19 protein-coding genes and 1 riboswitch are annotated in these 22,645 nt (G+C 67.2%); of the genes, 8 read left to right on the top strand and 11 right to left on the bottom strand.

Annotated elements, in window-relative coordinates; genetic code table 11:
• The first annotated feature begins 76 nt into the window (after nt 1-76).
• From ACZI8W_RS13455 to ACZI8W_RS13440, 4 genes are read left to right on the top strand one after another with little or no spacing between them, the layout of a single operon-like run.
• Nucleotides 77-2,041: a DNA-binding protein gene (locus ACZI8W_RS13455; protein ID WP_463368990.1), complete on the top strand. Its 1,965-nt coding sequence runs from the start codon at nt 77-79 to the stop codon at nt 2,039-2,041.
• Complete coding sequence (locus ACZI8W_RS13450) at nt 2,038-3,642, top strand: class I SAM-dependent DNA methyltransferase (protein WP_463368989.1); 1,605 nt, start codon at nt 2,038-2,040, stop codon at nt 3,640-3,642. The genes ACZI8W_RS13455 and ACZI8W_RS13450 overlap by 4 nt, the downstream gene beginning before the upstream one ends.
• Nucleotides 3,639-4,796: a restriction endonuclease subunit S domain-containing protein gene (locus ACZI8W_RS13445; protein ID WP_463368988.1), complete on the top strand. Its 1,158-nt coding sequence runs from the start codon at nt 3,639-3,641 to the stop codon at nt 4,794-4,796. The genes ACZI8W_RS13450 and ACZI8W_RS13445 overlap by 4 nt, the downstream gene beginning before the upstream one ends.
• A gap of 14 nt (nt 4,797-4,810) precedes the next feature.
• Nucleotides 4,811-8,002, top strand: a complete 3,192-nt coding sequence (locus ACZI8W_RS13440) for a type I restriction endonuclease subunit R (protein WP_463369120.1) — start codon at nt 4,811-4,813, stop codon at nt 8,000-8,002.
• A 12-nt stretch (nt 8,003-8,014) separates the two neighbouring features.
• On the opposite strand, the gene ACZI8W_RS13435 is transcribed toward ACZI8W_RS13440, so the two are convergent.
• The 4 genes from ACZI8W_RS13435 to ACZI8W_RS13420 all read right to left on the bottom strand — a co-directional run bounded on the left by ACZI8W_RS13435 (nt 8,015) and on the right by ACZI8W_RS13420 (nt 12,148).
• Complete coding sequence (locus ACZI8W_RS13435) at nt 8,015-9,055, bottom strand: NAD(P)-dependent alcohol dehydrogenase (RefSeq protein ID WP_463368987.1); 1,041 nt, start codon at nt 9,053-9,055, stop codon at nt 8,015-8,017.
• A gap of 102 nt (nt 9,056-9,157) precedes the next feature.
• Nucleotides 9,158-10,207: an inner membrane protein YhjD gene (gene yhjD, locus ACZI8W_RS13430; protein WP_463368986.1), complete on the bottom strand. Its 1,050-nt coding sequence runs from the start codon at nt 10,205-10,207 to the stop codon at nt 9,158-9,160.
• Between the two features lie 18 nt (nt 10,208-10,225).
• On the bottom strand, nt 10,226-11,275 hold the full coding sequence (trpS, locus tag ACZI8W_RS13425) for a tryptophan--tRNA ligase (protein ID WP_463368985.1): 1,050 nt from the start codon (nt 11,273-11,275) through the stop codon (nt 10,226-10,228).
• Nucleotides 11,276-11,335: 60 nt separating this feature from the next.
• On the bottom strand, nt 11,336-12,148 hold the full coding sequence (locus ACZI8W_RS13420; RefSeq protein ID WP_463368984.1) for an exodeoxyribonuclease III: 813 nt from the start codon (nt 12,146-12,148) through the stop codon (nt 11,336-11,338).
• A 111-nt stretch (nt 12,149-12,259) separates the two neighbouring features.
• Nucleotides 12,260-12,374, top strand: a riboswitch (SAM riboswitch).
• A 35-nt stretch (nt 12,375-12,409) separates the two neighbouring features.
• On the opposite strand from ACZI8W_RS13420, the gene metX reads away from it, so the two are divergent.
• Nucleotides 12,410-13,537: a homoserine O-acetyltransferase MetX gene (gene metX, locus ACZI8W_RS13415; RefSeq protein ID WP_463368983.1), complete on the top strand. Its 1,128-nt coding sequence runs from the start codon at nt 12,410-12,412 to the stop codon at nt 13,535-13,537.
• A gap of 12 nt (nt 13,538-13,549) precedes the next feature.
• On the opposite strand, the gene ACZI8W_RS13410 is transcribed toward metX, so the two are convergent.
• Nucleotides 13,550-13,834: a DUF3017 domain-containing protein gene (locus ACZI8W_RS13410; protein ID WP_463368982.1), complete on the bottom strand. Its 285-nt coding sequence runs from the start codon at nt 13,832-13,834 to the stop codon at nt 13,550-13,552.
• A gap of 12 nt (nt 13,835-13,846) precedes the next feature.
• Nucleotides 13,847-14,701 carry a bifunctional methylenetetrahydrofolate dehydrogenase/methenyltetrahydrofolate cyclohydrolase gene (locus ACZI8W_RS13405; protein ID WP_463368981.1) on the bottom strand — a complete coding sequence of 285 codons (855 nt, stop codon included), beginning with the start codon at nt 14,699-14,701 and terminating at the stop codon, nt 13,847-13,849.
• 85 nt (nt 14,702-14,786) lie between these two features.
• Between ACZI8W_RS13405 and ACZI8W_RS13400 the strand changes: the two genes are divergently transcribed.
• Nucleotides 14,787-15,251, top strand: a complete 465-nt coding sequence (locus ACZI8W_RS13400) for a tRNA (cytidine(34)-2'-O)-methyltransferase (protein WP_463368980.1) — start codon at nt 14,787-14,789, stop codon at nt 15,249-15,251.
• A 130-nt stretch (nt 15,252-15,381) separates the two neighbouring features.
• On the opposite strand, the gene ACZI8W_RS13395 is transcribed toward ACZI8W_RS13400, so the two are convergent.
• Together ACZI8W_RS13395 and ACZI8W_RS13390 are read right to left on the bottom strand one after the other, a co-directional pair.
• Complete coding sequence (locus ACZI8W_RS13395) at nt 15,382-16,197, bottom strand: RsiV family protein (protein ID WP_463368979.1); 816 nt, start codon at nt 16,195-16,197, stop codon at nt 15,382-15,384.
• A 61-nt stretch (nt 16,198-16,258) separates the two neighbouring features.
• Entirely contained in the window at nt 16,259-16,882 is a 624-nt protein-coding gene (locus ACZI8W_RS13390; protein WP_463368978.1) for a class I SAM-dependent methyltransferase, read from the bottom strand.
• 88 nt (nt 16,883-16,970) lie between these two features.
• Here ACZI8W_RS13390 and ACZI8W_RS13385 point away from each other — a divergent pair, with 88 nt between their 5' ends.
• Nucleotides 16,971-17,627, top strand: a complete 657-nt coding sequence (locus ACZI8W_RS13385; protein ID WP_463368977.1) for a pentapeptide repeat-containing protein — start codon at nt 16,971-16,973, stop codon at nt 17,625-17,627.
• A 126-nt stretch (nt 17,628-17,753) separates the two neighbouring features.
• On the opposite strand, the gene ACZI8W_RS13380 is transcribed toward ACZI8W_RS13385, so the two are convergent.
• Genes ACZI8W_RS13380 through ACZI8W_RS13370 form a run of 3 tightly spaced genes read right to left on the bottom strand, consistent with a single transcriptional unit; the run spans nt 17,754 to nt 22,190 of the window.
• A complete protein-coding gene (locus tag ACZI8W_RS13380) occupies nt 17,754-18,062 on the bottom strand; it encodes a rhodanese-like domain-containing protein (protein WP_463368976.1) in 309 nt (102 codons plus the stop codon).
• Complete coding sequence (locus tag ACZI8W_RS13375) at nt 18,055-18,933, bottom strand: DUF4349 domain-containing protein (protein ID WP_463368975.1); 879 nt, start codon at nt 18,931-18,933, stop codon at nt 18,055-18,057. Before ACZI8W_RS13375 ends, ACZI8W_RS13380 begins: the two co-directional genes overlap by 8 nt.
• Before the next feature lie 11 nt (nt 18,934-18,944).
• Entirely contained in the window at nt 18,945-22,190 is a 3,246-nt protein-coding gene (locus ACZI8W_RS13370; protein WP_463368974.1) for an error-prone DNA polymerase, read from the bottom strand.
• Between the two features lie 142 nt (nt 22,191-22,332).
• Here ACZI8W_RS13370 and ACZI8W_RS13365 point away from each other — a divergent pair, with 142 nt between their 5' ends.
• The gene (locus ACZI8W_RS13365; RefSeq protein ID WP_463368973.1) at nt 22,333-22,620 is read left to right on the top strand and encodes a DUF6191 domain-containing protein; all 288 of its coding nucleotides are present in this window, start codon (nt 22,333-22,335) and stop codon (nt 22,618-22,620) included.
• Nucleotides 22,621-22,645 lie beyond the last annotated feature (25 nt).

The following is a 22,645-nucleotide window of genomic DNA, read 5'->3' as shown; positions in this document are numbered from 1 at the left end:
TATCAGTTGACCTCCGATGCCACCGAGTGCGGTGCGTTATGTTTCTTCCGGTTCGACGAGACACAGGAGGGAACCCGTGCAGACACTGACGATGCAGGGCATCGCCGATCTCGCCCAGGTCCGCCGTCCCGTGGTGTCGGTATGGCGCACGCGTTTCGCGGGCGCGGATCGCCCCTTCCCTTCCCCCGTCCTCGAACAGCCGCTCCGATTCGACGCCGACGAGGTCGCCCGCTGGCTCGAGGAGACCGGCCACGGCAACAACAGCGAGGCGCGCATCGAATCACCGCTGTACTCGTCCGCGATGGAGGCCGTGACCGCCGATCTCGACCGGGGCTCCGCGCTGCTGCTCCTGCATCAACTGTGCGGCGAACACCTCGGCGGCCTCGAACCGTTCGACGTGTTGCAGCTCGTCGAGACACATGACGTCGCCCCGATCCTCGACGCGGCCGGCGCCCTCGACGCGCTCGGTGACGACACGCTGCTGCAGGCCGTCGACACCCTGGCCGAGGCCGCGTTCTCCGGGGGTCGCGTGCTCGACCGTCTGGTCGCCGAGTTCACGGCCGCCGACGGTCTGTGGTGCCGCGAGGCATTCACCGCCGCCGGCAACGACCTGCTCGGCGGCATCTTCGCCGTGCTCCACCGCGCAGACCCGCGGGCAGTGGTGCCGCACGGGCACGGCGGATTGGTGCTCGCCGGGCTGCTCGTCGACCACCTCGACGAACACACCGACGTGGAATTCCGGTACCGGGAAGACGATTTCGGCGAGGTCTGCGATCGAGTCGCGTGGCGGCGGATCGCCGCGCGCGGCGTCCCGGTCGTCCACCACGACGCTGCGGACCCCCAGCCTCCCCCGCGCAGCGGCCTCCTGCACCTGATGCAATGCCAGGGAGTCGAGGACGACTCCCGCTTCTTCGCGCAGATCGCCGATGCACTGCTCGACGTCGGGGAGCGCGACGCGCTCGTCGTGGTCGGCCCGGCGCGCCTGATGACCGATCAGTACGTGGGCCGCGATCGTCGCGCACTGCTCGCCCCGTCCGATAAGTACACCGCTCCCCTGCGCTACGTCGCGCCACTGCCGAAGGGACTGAGCCGGTTCGGCGGACGGCGACGGCTGGCCCTGTGGGTGTTCGGTCGCCCGGGTTCGCAGTGGTCGGTGGTCGGCTCACATTCGGATGCCGTCCCCGGCCAGGTCGGCCGCGAGGCCATCGCCGCCGATGTGGCGGCCTCGCTGTCGCACGTCGGCAACATCCATGCGCACGCCTTTCGTTCCAGCACGCTCCTGGCATCGGATCGTCTGCTGCGCCAGTCGATGCTCACCACACCTGCGACGGCGTGGGTCTCGGTGGACGGTGGCGACCATCTGGCGCGCGTGTGGGAGCTCGATCGCGGCCTGCTCACCGGCGTGATGCTGTCCGCTACCGATGCCCGCCCGGCCCACATCGGCCTCGAGCAGGCGACGAAGGAACTCGGCAAGGATCTGCCGGGCGTGCGCATCCCGGACCGCGCCATCGGCGCCCCCGAAACAGGCTGGGCCACCGTCATCGGCCCCGACGAGGTCCGCAACCCCGCCCAGATCGGGACGCGGGGAATCGACCGCCTCGTGCTCGAGAACGTTGCGCCGCGGGCACGGCTCACCGAACCCGGCGACGTCGTCTATGTCGCGGCGGGCGGGCCTGCCGCGGTCGTCGACCGGCACGGTGGGCACGTGGTGGTGTCCCCCGCCCGCGTCTTCCGCTGCCTCGATGCCGAAAGCCACGACCGGCAGTTGGTGCCGGCTGTCGTCGCCGCCGACATCGCCGCGCAGCCGGGCACCGACCGGCGCACGTGGCGACTGCGGGCGGTGCCGGTCGATCGGGTGGCCGCCCTCGACGAGGTCACCCGGCGCACGCGGGAACGTCGCGCGCAGTTGCTCGACGAACTCCGCGACCTCGACGCCCTCGACACCGAACTCACCGACGCCCTGGCCGCCGGTGCCCTGTCCGTCCAGATAGCCCTGTCCGCCCAGATAGCCCCGTCCGACACAACGAAAGACGACGCATGACATCGAATTCGCAGCCCATGCTGTTGCCGTCCACACCGAAGGAACTCAAGGACACGCTGTGGAAGGCAGCCGACAAGCTTCGCGGTTCGATGGACGCGAGCCAGTACAAGGACGTCGTCCTCGGCCTCGTGTTCCTCAAGTACGTGTCGGATGCGTTCGAGGAGCGCCGCGACGCCATCCGCGCCGAACTCGCCGGGGAAGAAGAGTCCTACGTCGCCGAGACCCTCGAGGACGTCGACGAGTACGTCGGCAACGGCGTGTTCTGGGTGGCGCCGACCGCCCGCTGGAGCTTCATCGCGGCCAACGCGAAGGGCATCCCGGCGTCGGCCACCGACGATGCGCAGACCGTCGGCGACCTCATCGACGCGGCGATGCGCACCCTCTCCAAGGACAACGCGGCACTCGAGGGCACGCTGCCGACGCTGTTCGGGCGCGACAACGTCGATCAGCGCCGCCTCGGCGAGCTGGTGGATCTGTTCAACTCGGCCCGCTTCACCGGCGAGGGCGCCAGCAAGGCACGCGATCTGCTGGGCGAGGTGTACGAGTATTTCCTTGACAAGTTCGCCAAGGCCGAAGGCAAGCGCGGCGGCGAGTTCTACACGCCGCCGGTGCTGGTGCGCACCCTGGTGGAAATCCTCGAACCCCACGAGGGCCGCATCTACGATCCGTGCTGCGGGTCGGGTGGCATGTTCGTGCAGGCCGAGAAGTTCCTCGTCCGCCACAAGGAAGACCCGACCAACATCGCGGTCTACGGTCAGGAACTCAACGAACGCACGTGGCGGTTGGCGAAGATGAACCTCGCGATCCACGGCATCGATTCGCAGGGGCTGGGGTCGCGGTGGGGCGACACGTTCGCCCGCGACATCCACCCGGAGATGACCGCCGACTTCGTGATGGCGAATCCTCCGTTCAACATCAAGGATTGGGCGCGCAGCGAAGACGACAAGCGCTGGACGTACGGGGTGCCGCCGAAGCGCAACGCGAACTACGCGTGGATGCAGCACATCTTGAGCAAACTCAAGGTGCAGGGCGAGGCTGCGATCGTCATGGCGAACGGCACGATGGCCTCGAACACGGGCGGTGAGGGCGAGATTCGCCGCGCGATGCTCGAGGGCGATGTGGTGTCGTGTGTGATGGCGATGCCGTCCAATCTGTTCCGGTCGGTGGCGATCCCGGTGTGCGTGTGGTTCTTCGCGAAAGACAAGAGCAGCGGGTCGCGTGGGTCGGTGGATCGGCGCGGCGAGGTGTTGTTCATCGACGCCCGCGAGATGGGCCACATGATCGACCGCGTGGAGCGCACGCTGTCCGACAACGACATCGACACCATCGCCAACACCTTCCGCACGTGGCGGGGCCGCGACTCGGCGGTCGGTGAGTACGAGGATATTCCGGGCTTCTGCAAGAGCGCGACGCTCGACGAGATCAAGAAGGCCGGCTGGGCGGTGACGCCGGGGCGTTTCGTCGGTGCGCCCGAGGCTGCCGAGGACGACGAACCGATCGACGAGAAGATCACGCGGCTGACGAAGGAACTCACCGAGGCGTTGGACGAGTCCGCGCGGCTGGATGCTGTTGTGCGCGAGCAGATGGGGAGGTTGGCGTGAGCAGCATGAACGAAACATCGACAATTGACGAGTTGCTGGAGGTGGACGGGCTGTCATACGGCATCGTTCAGCCCGGGCCCCACACTCCTGGCGGCATTCCGATGCTTCGAGTAGCTGATCTTGATATGGACGCAGATCCCGCCCGAGTGATGTGCGTCGCACCTGAAATCGAAAGCAAGTTCGGCCGTACGCGTCTTACCGGAGGCGAGCTATTGCTGTCAGTCGTCGGAAGTCCCGGCCTGGCACGAGTTGCACCCGCAGAACTCGCCGGCTACAACGTTGCGAGGGCAATCGCGGTTCTTCGAATGCGGGATGTTGCATCTGAGTGGGTTGCGCTGACCTTCGCAGTTCCTCAGGTCAAGCGTCAAGTAGCGTCGCTACTGAATACCACCGTCCAAGCGACGCTAAACCTGGCTGATATACGGAACATTCGAATTCCCATGCCCGCACCTGACGTGCGACATAATATTCTGAGTGTGCTCGGGGCGCTGGACGACAAGATCGCCGCGAACCGGCGGGTGGTAGCGGCCGCGGATACTCTGCGCACCACGCTGTGGGAGAAACTGACCGGCAATTCGCCACAGGTGCCACTGTCCTCCCTCGCGCGTTTCGTCAACGGCAGGGCATTTACCAAAGATGCAACGGGCACGGGCCGAGTAGTAATCCGCATCGCGGAACTCAACTCTGGTCTCGGTGGCTCGACCGTCTACAACGACCTCGAAGTTCCGGATGATCACCTCGCATGTCCCGGCGACTTCTTGATGGCGTGGTCCGGATCGCTGACTACAGCCCGGTGGTTTCGCGACGAGGCAATCGTCAATCAGCACATATTCAAGGTGATTCCTGCCGAATCGAATCCCTTGTGGGCCGTCGCGTCCGCCGTCGACACCATGATGACAGAGTTCAAAGCGATTGCAGCCACGAAAGCAACAACGATGGGCCATATCCAGAGGCGGCACCTCGACGAACCCGTTCATTGGCCCGAACTCACCGATGTGCAACGAACCCTGGGCGACAGCCTGTGGACACGCGCACTATTCGCCGAACAGGAAAACGCACGCCTCGCCGCCACCCGCGACGAGCTCCTCCCCCTCCTCATGAGCGGAAGGATCACCGTCAAGGACGCCGAGAACCGCATCGAGGAGGCGCAGTGACCGCAGCCCACGTCATGGACGAAACTGCTTGGGAAAACTGGGTTCTCGATGCCCTTGCCGACCTCGAATGGCAACCGCTGCACGGCCCGTCCGTCGCACCCGGATCAGGTGAGCGGGAATCGTGGCACGACCTCCCACTGCGCGGCACACTAGACACCGCACTGCGCAACCTGAATCCCGGTGTGCCCGAGGAGTATCTGCAGCAGGCGGCGGCAGAAGTACTGACGCCCCGCTCGCAGGATGCGATCACCGAGAACTACCGGCTGCATCAGATCCTCATCGAGGGCTACCGCGGAATCACCTACATCGACGACGAAGGCCGCCAGGTCAATCCGACCATCCGGTTCTTCTCCGGCGACCCGGCCAAGAACCGGTACCACGCCGTCAATCAAGTCACCGTCCGCAGCCGCGAATACGAACGCCGCTTCGACGTCGTCCTCTACGTCAACGGCCTGCCGCTCGCCGTCGTCGAACTCAAACGGGCGGGCGCGAAGAACACCAGCACCGAAGGCGCGTTCAACCAGGTGCAGACCTATCTGCACGAGTTCCCGATGGCGTTCCGGTTCGCCGCTGTCGTCGTCGCAAGCGACGGTGTCACCGCGCGCTACGGCACACCGTTCACCCCCTGGCATCATTTCGCGCCGTGGAACGTCGACGACGACGGCGGCCCCGTCGACGCCGGCCAGCTGGGGCCCGACGGCCACGCCACCACCGAACTCGGCCTCATGCTGGACGGGCTGTTCAACGTCGAACGGTTCGGGCAGCTGCTGCGCGACTTCGTCGCGTTCGACGAGGACGCCCGCGGGCTGACCAAACGCATCGCCAAGCCCCACCAGTACTTCGCCGTCGCCAAGGCCATCTCCAGCACCGTCCGCGCCGTCGACAGCGACGGCCGCGCCGGCGTCGTGTGGCACACGCAGGGTTCCGGTAAGTCGATGGAGATGGAGCTCTACACCGCCAAGGTCATGCGGCATCCGCGGCTGGCGAACCCGACGATCGTCGTCATCACCGACCGCACCGAACTCGACACCCAACTGTTCGACGGGTTCCAGCGCAGCACACTGCTGCCGGAACGCCCCCAGCAGGTCGCGTCCCGGGAAGAGTTGCGGCAGCAGCTCAGCGACCGCCGCACCGGCGGAATCTACTTCACCACACTGCAGAAGTTCGGGTTGTCCAAGGACGAACGCGAAACGGGCGCAGACCATCCGATGCTGTCCGATCGCCGCAACATCATCGTCATGGCCGACGAAGCGCACCGCAGCCACTACGACGCCATCGACGGTTACGCCGCGCATCTGAAGAACGCCCTGCCGCACGCCACCCTCATCGCGTTCACCGGCACCCCCATCGCCGAAGGCGAGCGCGACACCCGCAAGGTGTTCGGCGACGACATCGACGTCTACGACCTGCACCGGGCCGTGCGTGACGGCGCGACGGTGCCGGTGTCGTTCGAGCCGCGACTGATCAAACTCGTCCGCATCGACGGACTCGACGACGACGACCTCGACGAGGCCGCCGAGCGGATCACCGAACAACTCGACGAAGCCGACAAGGAGCGCCTGCAGCGCAGTGTCGCGGTGCTCGACACCGTCTACGGTGCGCCGCAACGCCTCGAGGTGCTCGCCGACGACTTCGTCAAACACTGGGAGACCCGCCGCGACGCGATGCGCCCCTTCCTCGGCGGGCCCGGCAAAGCCATGATCGTGTGCGCCACCCGCGTGGTCGCAGCCCGGCTCTACGACGCGATCATCGCCCTACGCCCCGAGTGGCACGACGACGCCGACGACAAGGGAAAGATCAAGGTCGTCTACACCGCGAACCCGACCGACCCCGCGCAACTCAAGAAGCACATGCGTCGCCCCAGCGCCAACGCCGCGGTGAAGCAGCGGATGAAAGATCCCGCCGACGACCTCGAGATCGTCATCGTCAAAGACATGATGCTCACCGGGTTCGACGCCCCGGCGCTGCACACCCTGTACCTGGACCGCCCCCTCAAGGGTGCGCTGCTCATGCAGACCCTCGCCCGCGTCAACCGCACCTACCGCGGCAAGCAGGACGGCCTGCTCGTCGCCTACGCCCCGCTCGCCGACAATCTCACGAAGGCACTGCAGGAGTTCACCCGCGACACCGCCGCCACCGGTGAACGCGTCGTCGGGCAGACCGCCGAGGAAGCCGCGCAGATCGTCCACGACCTGCTCGCGTCGCTGTCCGAGCTCGTCGGCGACGAATGGAAGCGCATCTACAACAGCGACCCGAAGAAAGGCTGGGTCAACGCCGTGCTGTCGGTGACGACGGCGCTGCGCTCACCGCGCACACCGGGCAACACCGACCCGGACGATCCCGAAGCCCGGCCCCTCGCCGACCGGTACCGCAGCCAGTCCGCGAAGCTCGCCCGCGCGTGGGCGCTCGCGGCGGCCACCCCGGATCTCGAACGGGTGCGTTTCGACGTCCGCTTCCACGAGGAAGTCCGCACGTGGATGGCGAAACTCGATGCCCAGGAGCGGGTGTCGCGTGGTGAGCCGATCCCCGACGACATCGCGCGCAGGCTCGGCGACATCATCGTCACCTCCGCCGAATCCACCGGGGTCCTCGACATCTACCGCGAGGCCGGGCTCGAACGTCCCCGGCTCGATGCGCTCACACCGGAATGGCAGGCGCAGGCGTCGCACCCCAGCAAGGCGCAACTCGCCATCGAGGCCCTCAAGGCGAGCCTGCTCGAAGAGACCATCGCCGTCACCCGCGGCAACGAGGTGCGGCGCAAACTCTTCTCGCAGCGGATCAACGACCTGATGACCCGCTACACCAATCAGCAGCTCACGGCCGCCGAAGTCATCGCAGAACTCGTGGAGATGGCCAAGGAGATCGTCGCCGAGGCCGAACGCGGGAAGCGGTTCGATCCGCCACTCGAACACGACGAGCTGGCGTTCTTCGATGTGGTGGCGCAGAACGAGTCCGCGGTCGACGTCATGGGCGACGAGGTGCTCGCGAAGATCGCCCGCGATCTGGTCGCGACGATGCGCCGCGACACCCGCACCGACTGGACGGTGCGCGACGACGTCAAGGCCAAACTGCGGGCCAGCATCAAACGGCTGCTGCGGAAGTACAAGTACCCGCCCGATCAGCAGCCGGCCGCCATCGTCCAGGTGATGCAGCAGATGGAAGCGATGGCGCCGCGCTACGCCGAGGAGCAAGCGCGGAGGGACTGAGCCCGCCGCCGGTCAGCCGGGTACGACGACGCCGCGCCCCAGGATGCTGCCTCCCCGCAGCCTGCGGTATGCCTCGGGCGCGTCGTCGAGGGTGAAGGTCTCGGTGTGGATGTCGAGCTTCCCGTGGCGGGCGAGGTCGATCACGTCCATCAGTTCGCTGCGCGTGCCCCAGTACGGGGTCACCACCGATGCACCGAACGGGACGAGGAAGAACCCGACCTTCGCATGAGCACCGGCATGGATCCCGACGATGGAGATGTGCCCGTCGATGGCGACCACCTGCTGCGCCATGTCGATCGTGGATTGCGCTCCGACGAAGTCGAACACCACCGTCGCGCCCTTCCCGTCCGTGAGACCCCGGATCGTATCGGCGGCGCTCGCGTCGGACCGCACGGTGTCGTCGGCACCGACGGTGCGGGCCAGCGCCAGCCGCTCGTCGTCCACGTCGACGGCCACGATCTTCGCGGCGGTGATCGCCCGCAATATCTGGATGCCGACGTGACCGAGGCCGCCGACACCGACCACCACCGCCGTCGATCCCGGTCCGAGCAGCGGCAGAACCCGGTTGACGGCGTGGTACGGGGTGAGCCCGGCGTCGGTGAGCGGCGCCGCAGCGACCGGATCGAGATCGCCGATGGGCACCAGGTGACGCAGCGAATCGACGATCATGTACTCGGCCATCGAACCCGGTGAACCGAGCCCCGGCGGCGTGATACCCAACTCCGCGGCGCGCGCGCAGTAGTTCTCCCGGCCGCGCGCGCACGCGTGGCAGGTGCCGCAGCCCCACGGCCCGTACACCGCGACCGCGTCGCCGATCTCGATCCCGTCGACGCCGGCACCCAGCTCGGCGACGGTGCCGACCCCCTCGTGTCCCAGCGTGAGCGGCAGCCCGTAGCCGTACGATTCCTCGGGTTGATCCATGACGAAGATGTCGGAGTGGCACAGACCCGCCGCGGTCACCTTCAGCAGGATCTCGCCGGGTGCTGGCGTCGGGGTGGGAATCTCGACGACGGCCGGCTCGGCGCCGAGTGCGGTGTACTGAAGTGCTTTCATGGTGGCACCGTATGGCAGACACGGGTGCCGCCGTGCACTCCTCGTCGAATCGATACACACCGTTCACCACGCGGACGAATCCGTCGCACCTATCGGGAGTGCCTACCGATTGCGCCTACCGTTGCGGCGGAAGCGTGAACCCGCGAGCACACCGCCGATTACTCCGGCGCCGAGGAGAGCGAGACCACCGCGCACCCCTGGGCCTTCCTGAACCTGGACGCGTGGCGTGATCTTCGCGGGATCGGGCGGGGGAACATGCGCGAGCGCGAGGTTCGCCTTCGTCGATGCTGCAAATGCGGTGCAGAACAGCACGAGTTGTGCGGTGATGTTGCCGAAGACGAGGATGCCGAGGATCGGGCCGAACGCGACGCCCGCGGGACCTTGGAGGACTCGTTCCAGGTAGAGGGAACCGACCTGCTTGAGGATCTCGAAGCCGACGCCCGCCATCACCCCGGCAAGGATCGCGCTGCGGAACGTCACCGGTTCACGCGGCAGCCGGGCGATGACCCACGTGAACACCGCACTGGTGGCGGTGACCGCGATGAGGAGCGCCACGATACGCAGCAGCACGCCGACACCGACGATGTTCTCGATGTTCAGCAGTTCCACGATCCATCGCATCACCGGTCCGCTGCTGACCGCGGACAACCCCAACGACACGATCATCGCGAGACCCAGGCTGATCAGCGCGCCGCCGTCCTTGAGCTTGACGACGAAGAAGTTGCCGTTCGCGCGCGGGTTGTCCCACATCGCGGTGAGTGCATTGCGCAGGTTGGCCATCCAGCCCAGGCCGGCATACGACGCGGTGAGGAGCCCGATCACACCCACCGTGCCGCGAGAGTTGATCGCGGAATCGATGATGTCCTCGACGGTGGTGCCGAGTTCGCCGGGGATGTTCTCGGCGATCGCGTCGCTGATCTGCTGCAGCAGCTCCGGACGGCCGGCGAGCACGAAACCGGCAACGGAGAACGCGACCATGATGATCGGAACGATCGCGAGGACCGTGAAGTAGGTGAGCCCTGCAGCGTAGAAGGTGCCCCTCTTCTCCAGGTACCGCATACCGGACCGCACCAGGTGATCGAGCCACGGCCGGGCTGCTCGCTGCCGATCGAGGAAGCTCGGTTTCGTGTCGCCGTCCGGCTCACCGGCCATCTATGACTCCTTACGCGGTCAACTCCGGGGTAGGAATCCCACCTTGTCATAGACCTGGGCCAGTGTCCGGGAAGCCACCTCACGTGCCCGATCCGCACCGGCCGACAGAATCCGGAGCAGTTCCGCCTCGTCGGCGAGGTACTCGTCCACCTGCGTCCGCAACGGCGTCACGAACTCGGTGAGGACCTCTGCGGTATCGCTCTTGAGGTCGCCGTATCCCTTACCCTCGTACCCGGCGACGAGGTCGTCGATCGAACGGCCCGACAGCGCCGACTGGATGGTGAGCAGATTGCTCACCCCCGGCTTGTTCTCCTGGTCGAATCGGATCTCGCGGTCGTTGTCCGTCACCGCCGACTTGATCTTCTTCGCCGAGATCTTCGGATCGTCGAGCAGGTTGATCAGGCCGGCGTCGGTGGCCGCCGATTTGCTCATCTTCGACGTCGGGTCCTGCAGGTCGTAGATCTTGGCGGTGCCCTTGACGATCTGGGCCTCCGGGACGACGAAGGTCTTCCCGAAGCGCTTGTTGAAGCGCTGCGCGAGGTCGCGGGTGAGCTCGAGGTGCTGCCGCTGATCCTCACCGACCGGGACCTTGTGGGCGCGGTACAGCAGAATGTCCGCGGCCATGAGCACCGGGTAGGTGAACAGGCCGACGCTCGCGTGCTCGGCACCCTGCCTGGCGGATTTGTCCTTGAACTGTGTCATGCGGCTCGCTTCACCGAAACCGGTGAGGCAGTTGAGAACCCAGGACAGTTCGGCATGCTCGGGGACCTGGCTCTGCACGAACAGCACGGAGCGCTCCGGGTCGATCCCGATGGCCAGCAACTGCGCGGCGGCGACGAGGACCCGCCCGCGCAGTTCCTTCGGCTTCTGCGGCGCGGTGATGGCGTGCAGGTCGGGGATGAAGTAGAACGCATCGTTTTCGTCCTGGGCGGGAACCCACTGCTGCAACGCACCGAGGAAGTTGCCGAGGTGGAACGAATCCGACGTGGGCTGGATGCCCGAAAGCACCCGGGGCCGCGCGGCGGGGCGGGCATCCTGCACTGTGGCGTGCTGATCTGCAGTCGACATGACCTCGATAATTTCACGCCCCGGTTTCCGCGACCGAACGAGGTCGATCCGTGACCCCGCCTACTCGAACGTGACGGTCACCGGGGCGTGATCCGACCAGCGTTCGGCGTAGGTCGCGGCGCGTTCGACCCGGGCGTCGGCCGCACGGACGGCCAGGGCCGGTGTGACGAGGTGGTAGTCGATCCGCCAGCCGGCGTCGGTGTCGAATGCCTTGCCACGGTAGGACCACCAGGAGTAGGGGCCGGCGACGTCGCCGTGCAGGTCGCGCACGACATCGCGCCACCGACCGGTGGCGAGCAGCTCGGTCACCCAGGCGCGCTCGCCGGGCAGGAAGCCGGATTTGCGGACGTTGCCCTTCCAGTTCTTGATGTCGCGCTCGGTGTGGGCGATGTTCCAGTCGCCGCACACCACCATGTCGCGACCGGCCGAGACGACGTCGGATGCCCGCTCCCCCAGATACGCGGCGAAGCCCTTCATGAAGCGTTCCTTGTCGTCCTGCTTCGGGGTGTCCGCTTCTCCGGTCGGCAGATACAGGCTGCCGCACGTCACGTCGCCGAAATCCGCCTCGATGTAGCGGCCGGAGTCGGCATAGTCGTCGACATCGAAACCCACGCGCACGGCGTCTGCCGGTGTGCGCGACAGGATCGCGACACCCGCGCGCCCCTTGACGGACGACTCGGCTCCTTCGACGTGCCAGCCAGCGTCCAGCGCCGGCGCGATCGCAGTGTGGAACTGCTTCTCGCTCGCGCGCACTTCCTGAAGGCAGACGATGTCGGCGGAGGACGTCTCGAGCCACGCCAGCAGGCCCTTACCGGCCGCTGCGCGCACGCCGTTGACGTTCACGGTGGTGATGGTGAGGGGCACGCCGGACACGGTATCCGACGCCGCGGCCGGAGCCGGAACCGCGGGACGACCTTCTGGCGGCGCGGTACGGCCGAGAGCCGCCTATCGGGCCCTCCGGCCCAGCCGTTAGACTTCCGACGAGGTCATGAGTGCCAGCGCGAAGCCCCGGCTTGCTGGTCGGCAACCCTCCGGCCAGGGTGGGGTGCTCCGGGTGAAGACACGGTCGTCGGCGCACCGCAGACGACAAGCCGGCTCCTGGGAGGTTGACAAGCTGATGAAGGCGGTCCCATCGTGACAACAGGTACCAATCGTCGGCGGATTGCACTCCCGTCGGAAGACGGCCGGCTCGGCACAGTCGACATCGGCAGCATCACCCTCGAGAGCGGCGACACCCTCCCCGACGTCACCGTTGCCCTGCAGCGGTGGGGCGCGTTGTCGCCCGCCCGCGACAACGTCGTACTCGTCGAGCACGCCCTGACCGGCGACTCACACATCACCGGACCGGCCGGGCCGGATCACCCGTCACCGGGCTGGTGGTCCGGCATGGTCGGCCCCGGCGCCCCGATCGACACCGACCGGTGGTGCGTGGTGGCCACGAACGTCCTCGGCGGATGCCAGGGCAGCACCGGGCCGGGCAGCACCGCGCCCGACGGGAAACCGTGGGGTTCGCGATTCCCCCGGATCACCATCCGCGATCAGATCACCGCGGAAGCCGCGCTCCTCGATGCTCTCGGCATCGACACGCTGGCCGCCGTGACGGGCGGATCGATGGGCGGCATGCGCTCGCTCGAATGGATCATCACCCACCCGAACCGGGTGCGGGCGGCACTGGTCCTGGCGGTCGGTGCCCGCGCGACAGCCGATCAGATCGGTGTGCAGAGCACCCAGATCGCTGCCATCACGCAGGATCCCCACTGGCAGGGCGGCAACTACTACGCGAGTGGCAGCCGGCCGGAAGCGGGGCTGGGCATCGCCCGCCGCATGGCCCACCTGTCGTATCGCAGCGAGGAAGAACTCGACTCTCGGTTCGCGAATCTCCCTCAAGGAGACGAAGATCCGTGGGGCGACGGGCGCTACGCTGTGCAGAGCTATCTCGACCACCAGGCATCGAAGCTCGTCAAACGGTTCGACCCCGGCACGTATGTGGTGCTCAGCGACGCGATGAATCGGCACGACGTGGGACGCGGTCGCGGTGGCATCGAAGCTGCGTTGGCGGGCACGAATGTTCCGACGATCGTCGCGGGTGTCGATTCGGATCGCCTCTACCCGATCCGATTGCAGCAGGAGATCGCAGACGGTCTGCCGAAGTGCGACGGGCTGCGTGTCCTCGAGTCACGCGACGGACACGACGGCTTTCTCACCGAAGCCGATGCCGTGGCGAAGCTGCTCGTCGAGCTGATGGAACTGGCGGGCGGCTGAGAGCCGGATGCGTTATCCGGTGCCGAGCGGATCGATCGAGACTGCCAGCGTCACGATCGCACCGCCCATGGCAAGCATCGCAGCGACGTCGAAACGTTTGCCTCGCACCGCGAGCACTCCCACCTGATCCGAGTCGAGCGCCCACCTGAGGATCCCCGCAAGGATCATCGCACCGCCGAACACGAAAGCACCCCGGCGCCAGCGGTCGGCCAGCACAAGGACCACCGCGGCGGCGATCACCAGGGTGACCGCCAGCAGCGGCAGGTTCAGTCGTGTCAATCGCACCGAACTGTCCATCCGCTGGTCTGCTCAGAGACCGGCGTCGTGCTCGGCGCGTTCGACGACGTTCGTCAGCAGGAACGCGCGGGTGAGCGGTCCGACTCCGCCGGGGTTCGGGGAGAGGAACCCCGCGACGTCGCGGACGTCGTCGGCAACATCGCCGCGCAGGCCGTCGGCAGTGCGCGAGACGCCCACGTCGAGCACTGCCGCACCGGGCTTGACCATCTCGGCGGTGATGAGTCCGGGCACGCCCGCAGCGGCGACGATGATGTCGGCGCGCTTCACCTCGGCGGCGAGATCCTTGGTGCCGGTGTGGCACAGCGTCACGGTCGCGTTCTCGCTGCGGCGGGTCAGCAGCAGCCCGATCGGGCGGCCCACCGTCACACCGCGCCCGACGACCACCACGTGGGCGCCGTTGATCGGCACCTCGTAGCGGCGCAGCAGGTGAACGATGCCGCGCGGGGTGCACGGCAACGCCGCGTCCTTGCCGAGCACCAGGCGTCCGAGGTTGACGGGATGCAACCCGTCGGCGTCCTTGGCGGGGTCGATGCGCTCGAGGGCGGCGTTCTCGTCGAGGTGCTTGGGCAGCGGCAACTGCACGATGTACCCCGTGCAGGCGGGGTCGTCGTTGAGTTCGTCGATCGCCGCTTCGAGCTGCTCCTGGGTGATGTCGGCGGGGAGATCCTTACGGATCGAGGTGATCCCCACCTTGGCGCAGTCGTTGTGCTTGCCCCTCACGTACGTCGCCGACCCCGGATCGTCGCCGACGAGGATCGTGCCGAGGCCGGGCGTGATGCCCTTGTCCTTCAGCGCTGCCACACGGACCAGGAGGTCCTCGAAGATTTCGTCGCGGGTTGCTTTGCCGTCCAGGAGGGTCGCAGTCACGTGGTCCATTGTTCCAGGCGTCCGGTGACCCGCGTGTGGCGACCGGCCGGATGGGCTGTTCTGCTCTTCTGGCAAGCTTGTCGGAGTGTTCCGAGTGATGTTCCACGAACCTCGTATTCCACCCAATACCGGCAATGCGATCAGGTTGGTCGCCGCGACCGGCGCCGAACTGCACCTCGTGGAACCCCTCGGATTCGACCTGTCCGAACCGAAACTCCGTCGTGCCGGGCTCGACTACCACGATCTGGCCTACGTCACGGTGCACCCCGACCTGCCGGCCGCATGGGACGCGGTGAACGGGGCGCGGGTGTTCGCGTTCACCGCGCACGCCACCACATCCTTCACCGACATCGAGTACCGCCACGGCGATGTGTTGCTGTTCGGGCCGGAACCGACCGGACTGTCCGACGACGTGCTCGCCGACCCGCACATCACCGAGCGGGTGCGGATCCCGATGTTGCCCGGGCGCCGCTCGTTGAATCTGTCGAACGCCGCGGCGGTCGCCGCCTACGAGGCATGGCGCCAATTCGGGTTCGACGGCGCCGTCTGACCATTGACCCGCCCGACCTCCCGTTCCGAGCGAATGCACCGTGCGTCTCCTTCACTCGACCCGGTGTACCGTTCGCTCGGACAACGGGCGGCCGAGGTGAGGCCGTGGGGTGGGCCCCACGATTGAGTTGTCAGCTCTCGAGTACCGCGACGACGGCGGGATCGGCGACGTCGGTGAGCGCACTCCACGGCACGGTGACGGTGACGAGTCCGATAGCGTGCGGACCCACCTGGTAGTCCCCGAAGTGGATCTCGATGCCCTCGGGGGTGGGCAGCCAGTTCGCGAAATTCGATTCCGTCGGTTCGATACCGCTGCGTTCGAAGTCCGGGCCCGCCGCGGTACCGGGCAGCAGCAACGCCGACTGCTCGGACAGTCGTTGCAGCCCCGCCTGTAGATCGGGGAACACGTCGGACAACGTGACCGGCGTCGCGGTGTCGGTGTCCACGACAACCGTCGCCACGATCGGGCTGGGGTGCGCTCCGGGCGGATTCATGTTGTACGAAACGACGAGCAGTCCGGCGACGACACGGTCCCCGATCCGGGTGATCTCGTGCTGCCCCGTCGAGAGGGTGTACCGATCGGTGCCCGCCCTGTCGATCAGGTCTTGCAGGGCTGTGCGCATCGACTCGTTGAATTCGGCGACGGCCGCTGGGTCCCCTCCCGCGATCTGGGGAATCACCACGTCGTAGTCGACACGATCAGTTGCCCCGGACACCCGGAGCGACTCGGCCCGGTACGGTTCGACGCTCCCATCCGGCGCCGTCACCGACGTGGCCGCGGCGCCGGTGATCGTTCCGGAATCGGAATGCGGTACCGCCGCAGTGGTGACGACGAGGGAGGTGGCCGATTCGGCCGCGTCGCCGCCTCCTCCGCTGCACGCGCTCAGCGACACGGCGGTGGCCATGCACACTCCGGCAGCAACGATGCGCTTGCGACCGATCCTCATCGTCCACTCCTAACATGCCGCGCGTGAACCATCCCCCCGAATCCCGGAACCGGCGGCACGGTCAGCGGCGGCGCGCCACCAGATGGAATTCGGGAAACCGGTGCAGATCATCGCCGGGGCGGCTGACGGTCCGCCACATCTCGTCGAAACCGGCGTCCGCGAGAGCCGCGGACATCCGATCCGGGTGCCATCGCCACGCCGGCGACACCCGATGGTCGAACCCGACCACCTCACCTGCCGTGTCCGTGCCCTGCCCGGCGACCGCAACGAAGCAGCCCGCGGCCATGCGTCCGGCCCAACCGGCGAGTATCCCCGGGACCTCCGCGGGCGGTACGTGAATGAGGCTGAACCGCGCCAGGATGCCGACGATCCGCCGGCCACCGAGGTCCACGGCGTCCAGTCGCGCGTCGTCGTGGACGAAACTCAGTCCCGGGTGGTGTTTCTTCGCGAACCGGAGCATCTCCGCACTCGGATCGATACCGACCACATCCAGTCCGTGTGCGACCAGATCTGCTGTGATGTGCCCGATTCCGCAGCCCACGTCCAGCACGACACCGTCGATCGCCCGGCCGCGCACGAGATCGACGAACGCCCCGACGGCGTGCCGTTCCAGCGGCGTCAGGTACGGCTCCGGGAACGTCCGGTCGTACAGGTCGGCGAGGTCGTCGTATCCGGACCGGCTCATTCCCCTATCGTCGCACGGTGTAGACAGGAGGGAGGCTGCCCGCAGCGAACGGTGCAGCCGACGCACGAGCTCAGGAGCACACCACCGCATGGCCGATCACCTCACGCGGGCACCCCGAATCGATTCCCTGCGATCGGTCGAACTCGACGAACACGACGTGGAGTCCCTGGAACCGCACAGCACCTACGAGCGGATCCTCGTCGTCGACGCGGTAACGGGCGCGCTCGAGCTGCCCGGTTCCGTCCTCACCGAATCCGAATTGCGTGGCCTGACCATCGACGAACTCGACCTCGCCGACTCCCGGCTCGTCGACACACGGATCACACGTCTGCAGTCGCCCCGTGTCTCGGCTCCGCGCGGAACTCTCCACAACGTGCGGATCGAGGCGAGCCGGATCGGTGCAATGGATCTGGTCGACTCCGGTGTCCGTTCCCTCGCGGTCTCGGACAGCAAGCTGGGTCTGGCGAACCTGCGCGGCGCGACCCTGCGGGACGTGCTGTTCCGCGACTGCATCATCGACGAACTCGACATCGGCGAGGCGCGGCTGACCCGGGTCGCCTTCGAGGACTGCACCGTCGGCGATCTCGACGTCCACCACGCGCGCCTCGAACACGTCGATCTCCGCGGACTCCGCATCGGCGCGGTACGCAATCTCGACGGGCTCCGGGGCGCCACGATCACCGGCGACCAGGCGGTCGCGCTCACCGGCGCCTTCGCGGCGCACCTGGGTCTCAGGATCGGCTGACGCGCTCGGCCTCGAGATGTGTGCGCACACGCGCACCCATCGCCGCGCGCACATCGGGCCAGTCGTCCGAGGTGATCGCGAACAGCACCGCGCCGAGGCGGGCGGCCAGGTCGTGCGTACGGCGAGCTACGTGCCGCTCTCGACGGGGCGGCCCGAACGCTGCCAGCCGTCGGTGCCACCGGAGACGGAGACGGCGTTGACGCCTCGCCCGGACAGGTAGTCGGCGGCCTGCAGGCTGCGTCCACCCACCGCGCAGATGATGTACACGGTCTCGGCTGCAGGGATCTCCTCGACTCGTGCGACGAATTCGCTCAGCGGAATGTGTGTCACGCCCGGCACCCGCACCTGGACGTACTCGTCGAGTTCGCGCACGTCGATGACGGGCGCTCCCGCGGCGAGTGCGGTTTCCAGTGCAGCCAGATCGACCTCACGCATCGTTGTCGGTCCTCTCGTCGGGGGCTTCGCCGGGATTTCCGGCGGAAGACCGTCCCGATCGGGCGATCAACCGGACCACCAGGTAGATGATGCCGGCGCACACGATCAGGAACACCAACCACGGTAGCGCGACACCCGCTGCGACCACTGCGGCCCCCAGGGTCGTCCACAGGCTGTTCCAGCCTTCGACGATGCCGTCCCAGAAGCTGTCGCTGTCCGACGGCCGCTGCTGTGTGCTGATGTCGACGGTGAGCGTCGACAACTCGACCATGTCGGCCAGTTGCCGGCGCTGCGCTTCGAGGCTGTCGAGGTCGGCCTGCCGCTCGGCCAACGCGTTCTCCGCTTCGATGACGTCGGCGGTGTTGTCGGCCGTCTCGATGAGCGTCCGCAACCGGTCGACCGAGGCGCGGAGCGCACCGACACGGGCCTCGAGGTCGGTGTACTGCAGGGTGACGTCGTCGCGGCTCGTGGTCAGACTCGTGACGCGGCCGAGTTCGCGCACGTCGTCGATCACGGCGTCGAGCCTGTCCGCGGGCACCCGGACGGTGAGCACGCTGCTCACCTCGGGTCGTTCGGTGATCGAGTCGACGCGTCCGTCGGCGTCTTCCACGAGGGTGACCACCTGACGACCCGTCGCAACGGGATCACCGGCAGTGAGCATGATGCGCCCGGTCACGACCTCCTTGCGGTCGGGCGCTGCCTCCGAGGAGGGCGCCGAGGAACGAGCGCCATCGGTGAGCGCTGGCGCGGACTCCGACATCGCAGGCCCCGAGTCCCTCATGGACCCCGAGTCGCTGCCGCTTCCCTCGCCGCACGCAGCGACAACGAACGCAACCAGCGCGAGGAGCGCAATCATCAGCAGGCGTCTCATGGGGCGCGATGCTATCGAAAGTCGCGGGATTTCACCGATGTCCGAAGGTCCATCCGCTGCAGTCGGTCGGCCAGCACCGTCACCGCGCCGTCCGCGTTCTGAACTCGTCCGCGCACCAGCAACGCGGGGGCTGTGTGTGCCAGGGTCCGGTATCGCGCCCAGAGCCCCACCGAACACACCACATTCACCATGCCGGTCTCGTCCTCGAGGTTGAGGAAGGTGACGCCACCCGCGGTCGCGGGACGTTGCCGGTGAGTGACCGCACCACCGACGAGCACGCGGGTGCCATCGTCGATCCTCAGTAGTTGCGACGCCGGAATCACCCCCAGAGCGTCGAGTTGTTCTCGAAGGAACTGCGTCGGGTAACTGTCGGGCGACACCCCGGTGGACCACACGTCGGCGGCGGCGAGTTCGACGTCGCTCATGCCGGGCAATGCGGGGGTCGAGGCGGACGCGCCGATGCCGGGAAGCCGTCCGGGTCGCTGGGTCGACGCGGGACCGGCCGCCCACAGTGCCTCTCGCCTGCTGATACCGAAACCCGACAGGGCACCGGCCGTCGCGAGTGCTTCGGCCTGCGCCGCGGTCAGGTCGATGCGGGCGGTCAGGTCGAGCAGGGAGAGATACCGGCCGCGTGCCTGTCGTTCCTCGACGATCCGTTCGGCGAGGTCGTCGCCGATGTGTCGCACCGCACCGAGTCCGAGGCGCACCTCCTGACCTCGATTCTCGACGGTGGCGTGGGCCAGGCTCGCGTTGACGTCCGGTCCGTGCACCACGACCCCGTGCCGGCGGGCATCGGCCACCAGCGACTGGGGTGAGTAGAACCCCATCGGCTGCGCCCGCAGCAGACCCGCGCAGAACGCGGCGGGGTGATGCAACTTGAACCACGACGAGTAGAACACCAGCGACGCAAAACTCTGCGAATGACTTTCGGGGAAACCGAAATTCGCGAAAGCATACAGCTTCTCGTAGATGCGGTCGGCGACATCTCCGGTGAGTCCGTGTAGCTCACGCATGCCCCGATAGAAGCGGTCGCGCAGGCGTTCCATCTTCTCCGGGGATCTCTTCGACCCCATCGCGCGACGCAGCTGGTCGGCTTCCGCGGCGGTGAATCCGGCGACGTCGACGGCCATCTGCATCAACTGCTCCTGGAACAGCGGGATCCCGAGAGTACGTGCGAGCGACTTCTCGAGACTCGGATGGTCGTAGACGACGGGTTCGAGACCGTTGCGCCGACGGATGTACGGGTGCACGGAACCGCCCTGGATGGGCCCCGGACGGATCAATGCCACCTCGACGACGAGATCGTAGAAGTGTCTCGGTTTCAACCGTGGCAAGGTCGCCATCTGCGCGCGCGACTCCACCTGGAACACGCCGACGGAATCCGCGCGGCGCAGCATCTCGTAGACGGCGTCTTCCGACAGATCGAGCTGCGCGAGATCGACGTGGACAGCTTCGTGCTCGGCGACGAGGTCGATCATGTAGTGCAGCGCCGAGAGCATGCCGAGGCCGAGCAGGTCGAATTTGACGAGCCCGACGGCGGCGCAGTCGTCCTTGTCCCATTGCAGGACGGTGCGACCGGCCATGCGTGCCCACTCCACGGGAACGACGTCGGCGACGGGGCGGTCGCAGATCACCATTCCCCCCGAGTGGATGCCGAGGTGTCGCGGGAGGCCCTCGATCTGGGCTGCCAGCCGGAGTACCGGTTCGGGGATGTCGGTGTCGGCCGCGGCGTCGGGACTCACCCCGCCCCAGCGGCTGACCTGCTTGCTCCACGCGTCCTGCTGCCCTTGCGCATAGCCGAGCGCGCGCGCCATGTCGCGCACCGCGGATTTGCCGCGGTAGGTGATGACGTTGGCCACCTGCGCGGCATGCGTGCGTCCGTGTTTCGCGTAGACATACTGGATCGCTTCTTCGCGACGGTCGGATTCGATGTCGAGGTCGATGTCGGGCGGCCCGTCGCGTTCCGGCGACAGGAACCGCTCGAACAACAGACCGTTGCCGACGGGGTCGACGTTGGTGATACCGATTGCGTAGCACACGGCGGAATTGGCCGCGGATCCTCTTCCCTGACACAGGATGTCGTTGTTCTTGCAGAACTGCACGATATCGTGGACGACGAGGAAGTACCCCGGAAAACCCAGTTGCCCGATGACGGCAAGTTCGTGCTCGATCTGCCGGTAGGCCTCCCGGTAGCGGTCCGGTGGTCCGTATCGACGCAGTGCCCCGTCGTAGGTGAGTTCGCGCAACCACGTCTGTTCGGTGTGTCCGTCGGACACGTCGAACGGTGGCAGTTTCGGTGCGATGAGCCGCAGATCGAAGGCGCATTCGCGACCGAGTTCTGCAGCCGCCTGCACGACACCGGGGAACGCCGCGGACATATGCGCCATCTCAGCACCCGACCGCAGATGACCACCTCCGACCGGTGGGAGCCTGCCCGCGGCGCCGTCGAGACTCTGCCGGTCGGAGATCGCAGCCATGGCCATCGCCAGCCGTCGCCTGTTCGGGGCTGCGAAGTGCGCGGCCGTGCTCGCCACGCACGAAAGTCCATATCGCCGGGCATGTTCCGCCAGTACAGTATTGCGTTCGTGGTCGTCGGGTAGGCCGTGCCAGGTGAGTTCGACGGTGACGCGGTCGGCGCCGAAGCGGTCGACGAGGTCGCGCAGCGCGCGGTCGGCGCCGTCCGGGCCGTCGGCGGCGAGAGCTTGCCGCACATGCCCCCTGCGGCATCCGGTGAGGATCTGCCAGTGTTCGTCGGCGGCGTCGGTGAGTGCGTCGTAGTCGTAGCGGGGTGCGTTCTTCTCCCCTCCCGCCAGGTGCGCGGCGGCGATCTGTCGTGACAGCCGCCGATATCCTTCGTCACCCCTGGCGAGGACCAGCAGGTGGGCGTCGTCGAGGCTCAGTTCGGCCCCGAAGACGGTGCGCACATCGAGTTCACGCGCGGCTTCGGCGAACCGCACCACGCCGTAGAGACCGTCGTGGTCGGTGAGCGCAAGCGCGTCGAGACCGAGGCGGACAGCCTCCTCGACAAGTTCTTCCGGCGAGGAAGCGCCGTCGAGGAAACTGTATGCCGAGTGCGCGTGCAGTTCGGCGTACGGCACGACCGGCCCTACGGGCGGCCGGACCCGACCCTCGTAACCGGGCCTGGTCCGAGACCAGGCGGGGGCATCGTTACCGTCGCCGGGGTGCTTCGGAGCGGGGCGGCCGGACAGGACTCGCTCCATCTCCGACCAGGTCGGCGGACCGTTGTTCCATCCCATCTCCACCTCCGATCCGCACCCACAGAAGTGTATAGCACATGTGTTCGAATCCAACTCTGGATCTCTGCGCAGCGTCACAGGTGCACACAGATCGCACGGACGGACAGGGGACGATCGACGACGCACGGTCCATACTGGCCGCATGGACATCGCCGCGGGTATCGCTGCCGCTCTGCTCATCCTGTTTGCAATCGACCGCCTCGGCCTGTTCGCCGAACGACGCGGCTGGGTCTACTGGCGTAAACGCAAACCCACCGGCGCGGGCGCGGGCGTGTTCGGTGAGGTGCAGACGCTTCTCTCCCCGTCGTACCGGCACGTCGTCGACGAACAACAGCGACAGCAGACCTCCCGGCACGACCTTTCTGCGGGAGCTCCCCCGCTCGGTGTGGACCTCGAGCGCGGGACCGCAGTTCTGCGCCGCGATTCCTGATCGTGGCGCGGGTTCCGAACCCGGG

The organism is Rhodococcus ruitaii, from assembly GCF_055230935.1.
Note: the sequence above shows the minus strand (reverse complement) of the source record. Positions and strands in the feature narration are given on the sequence as shown.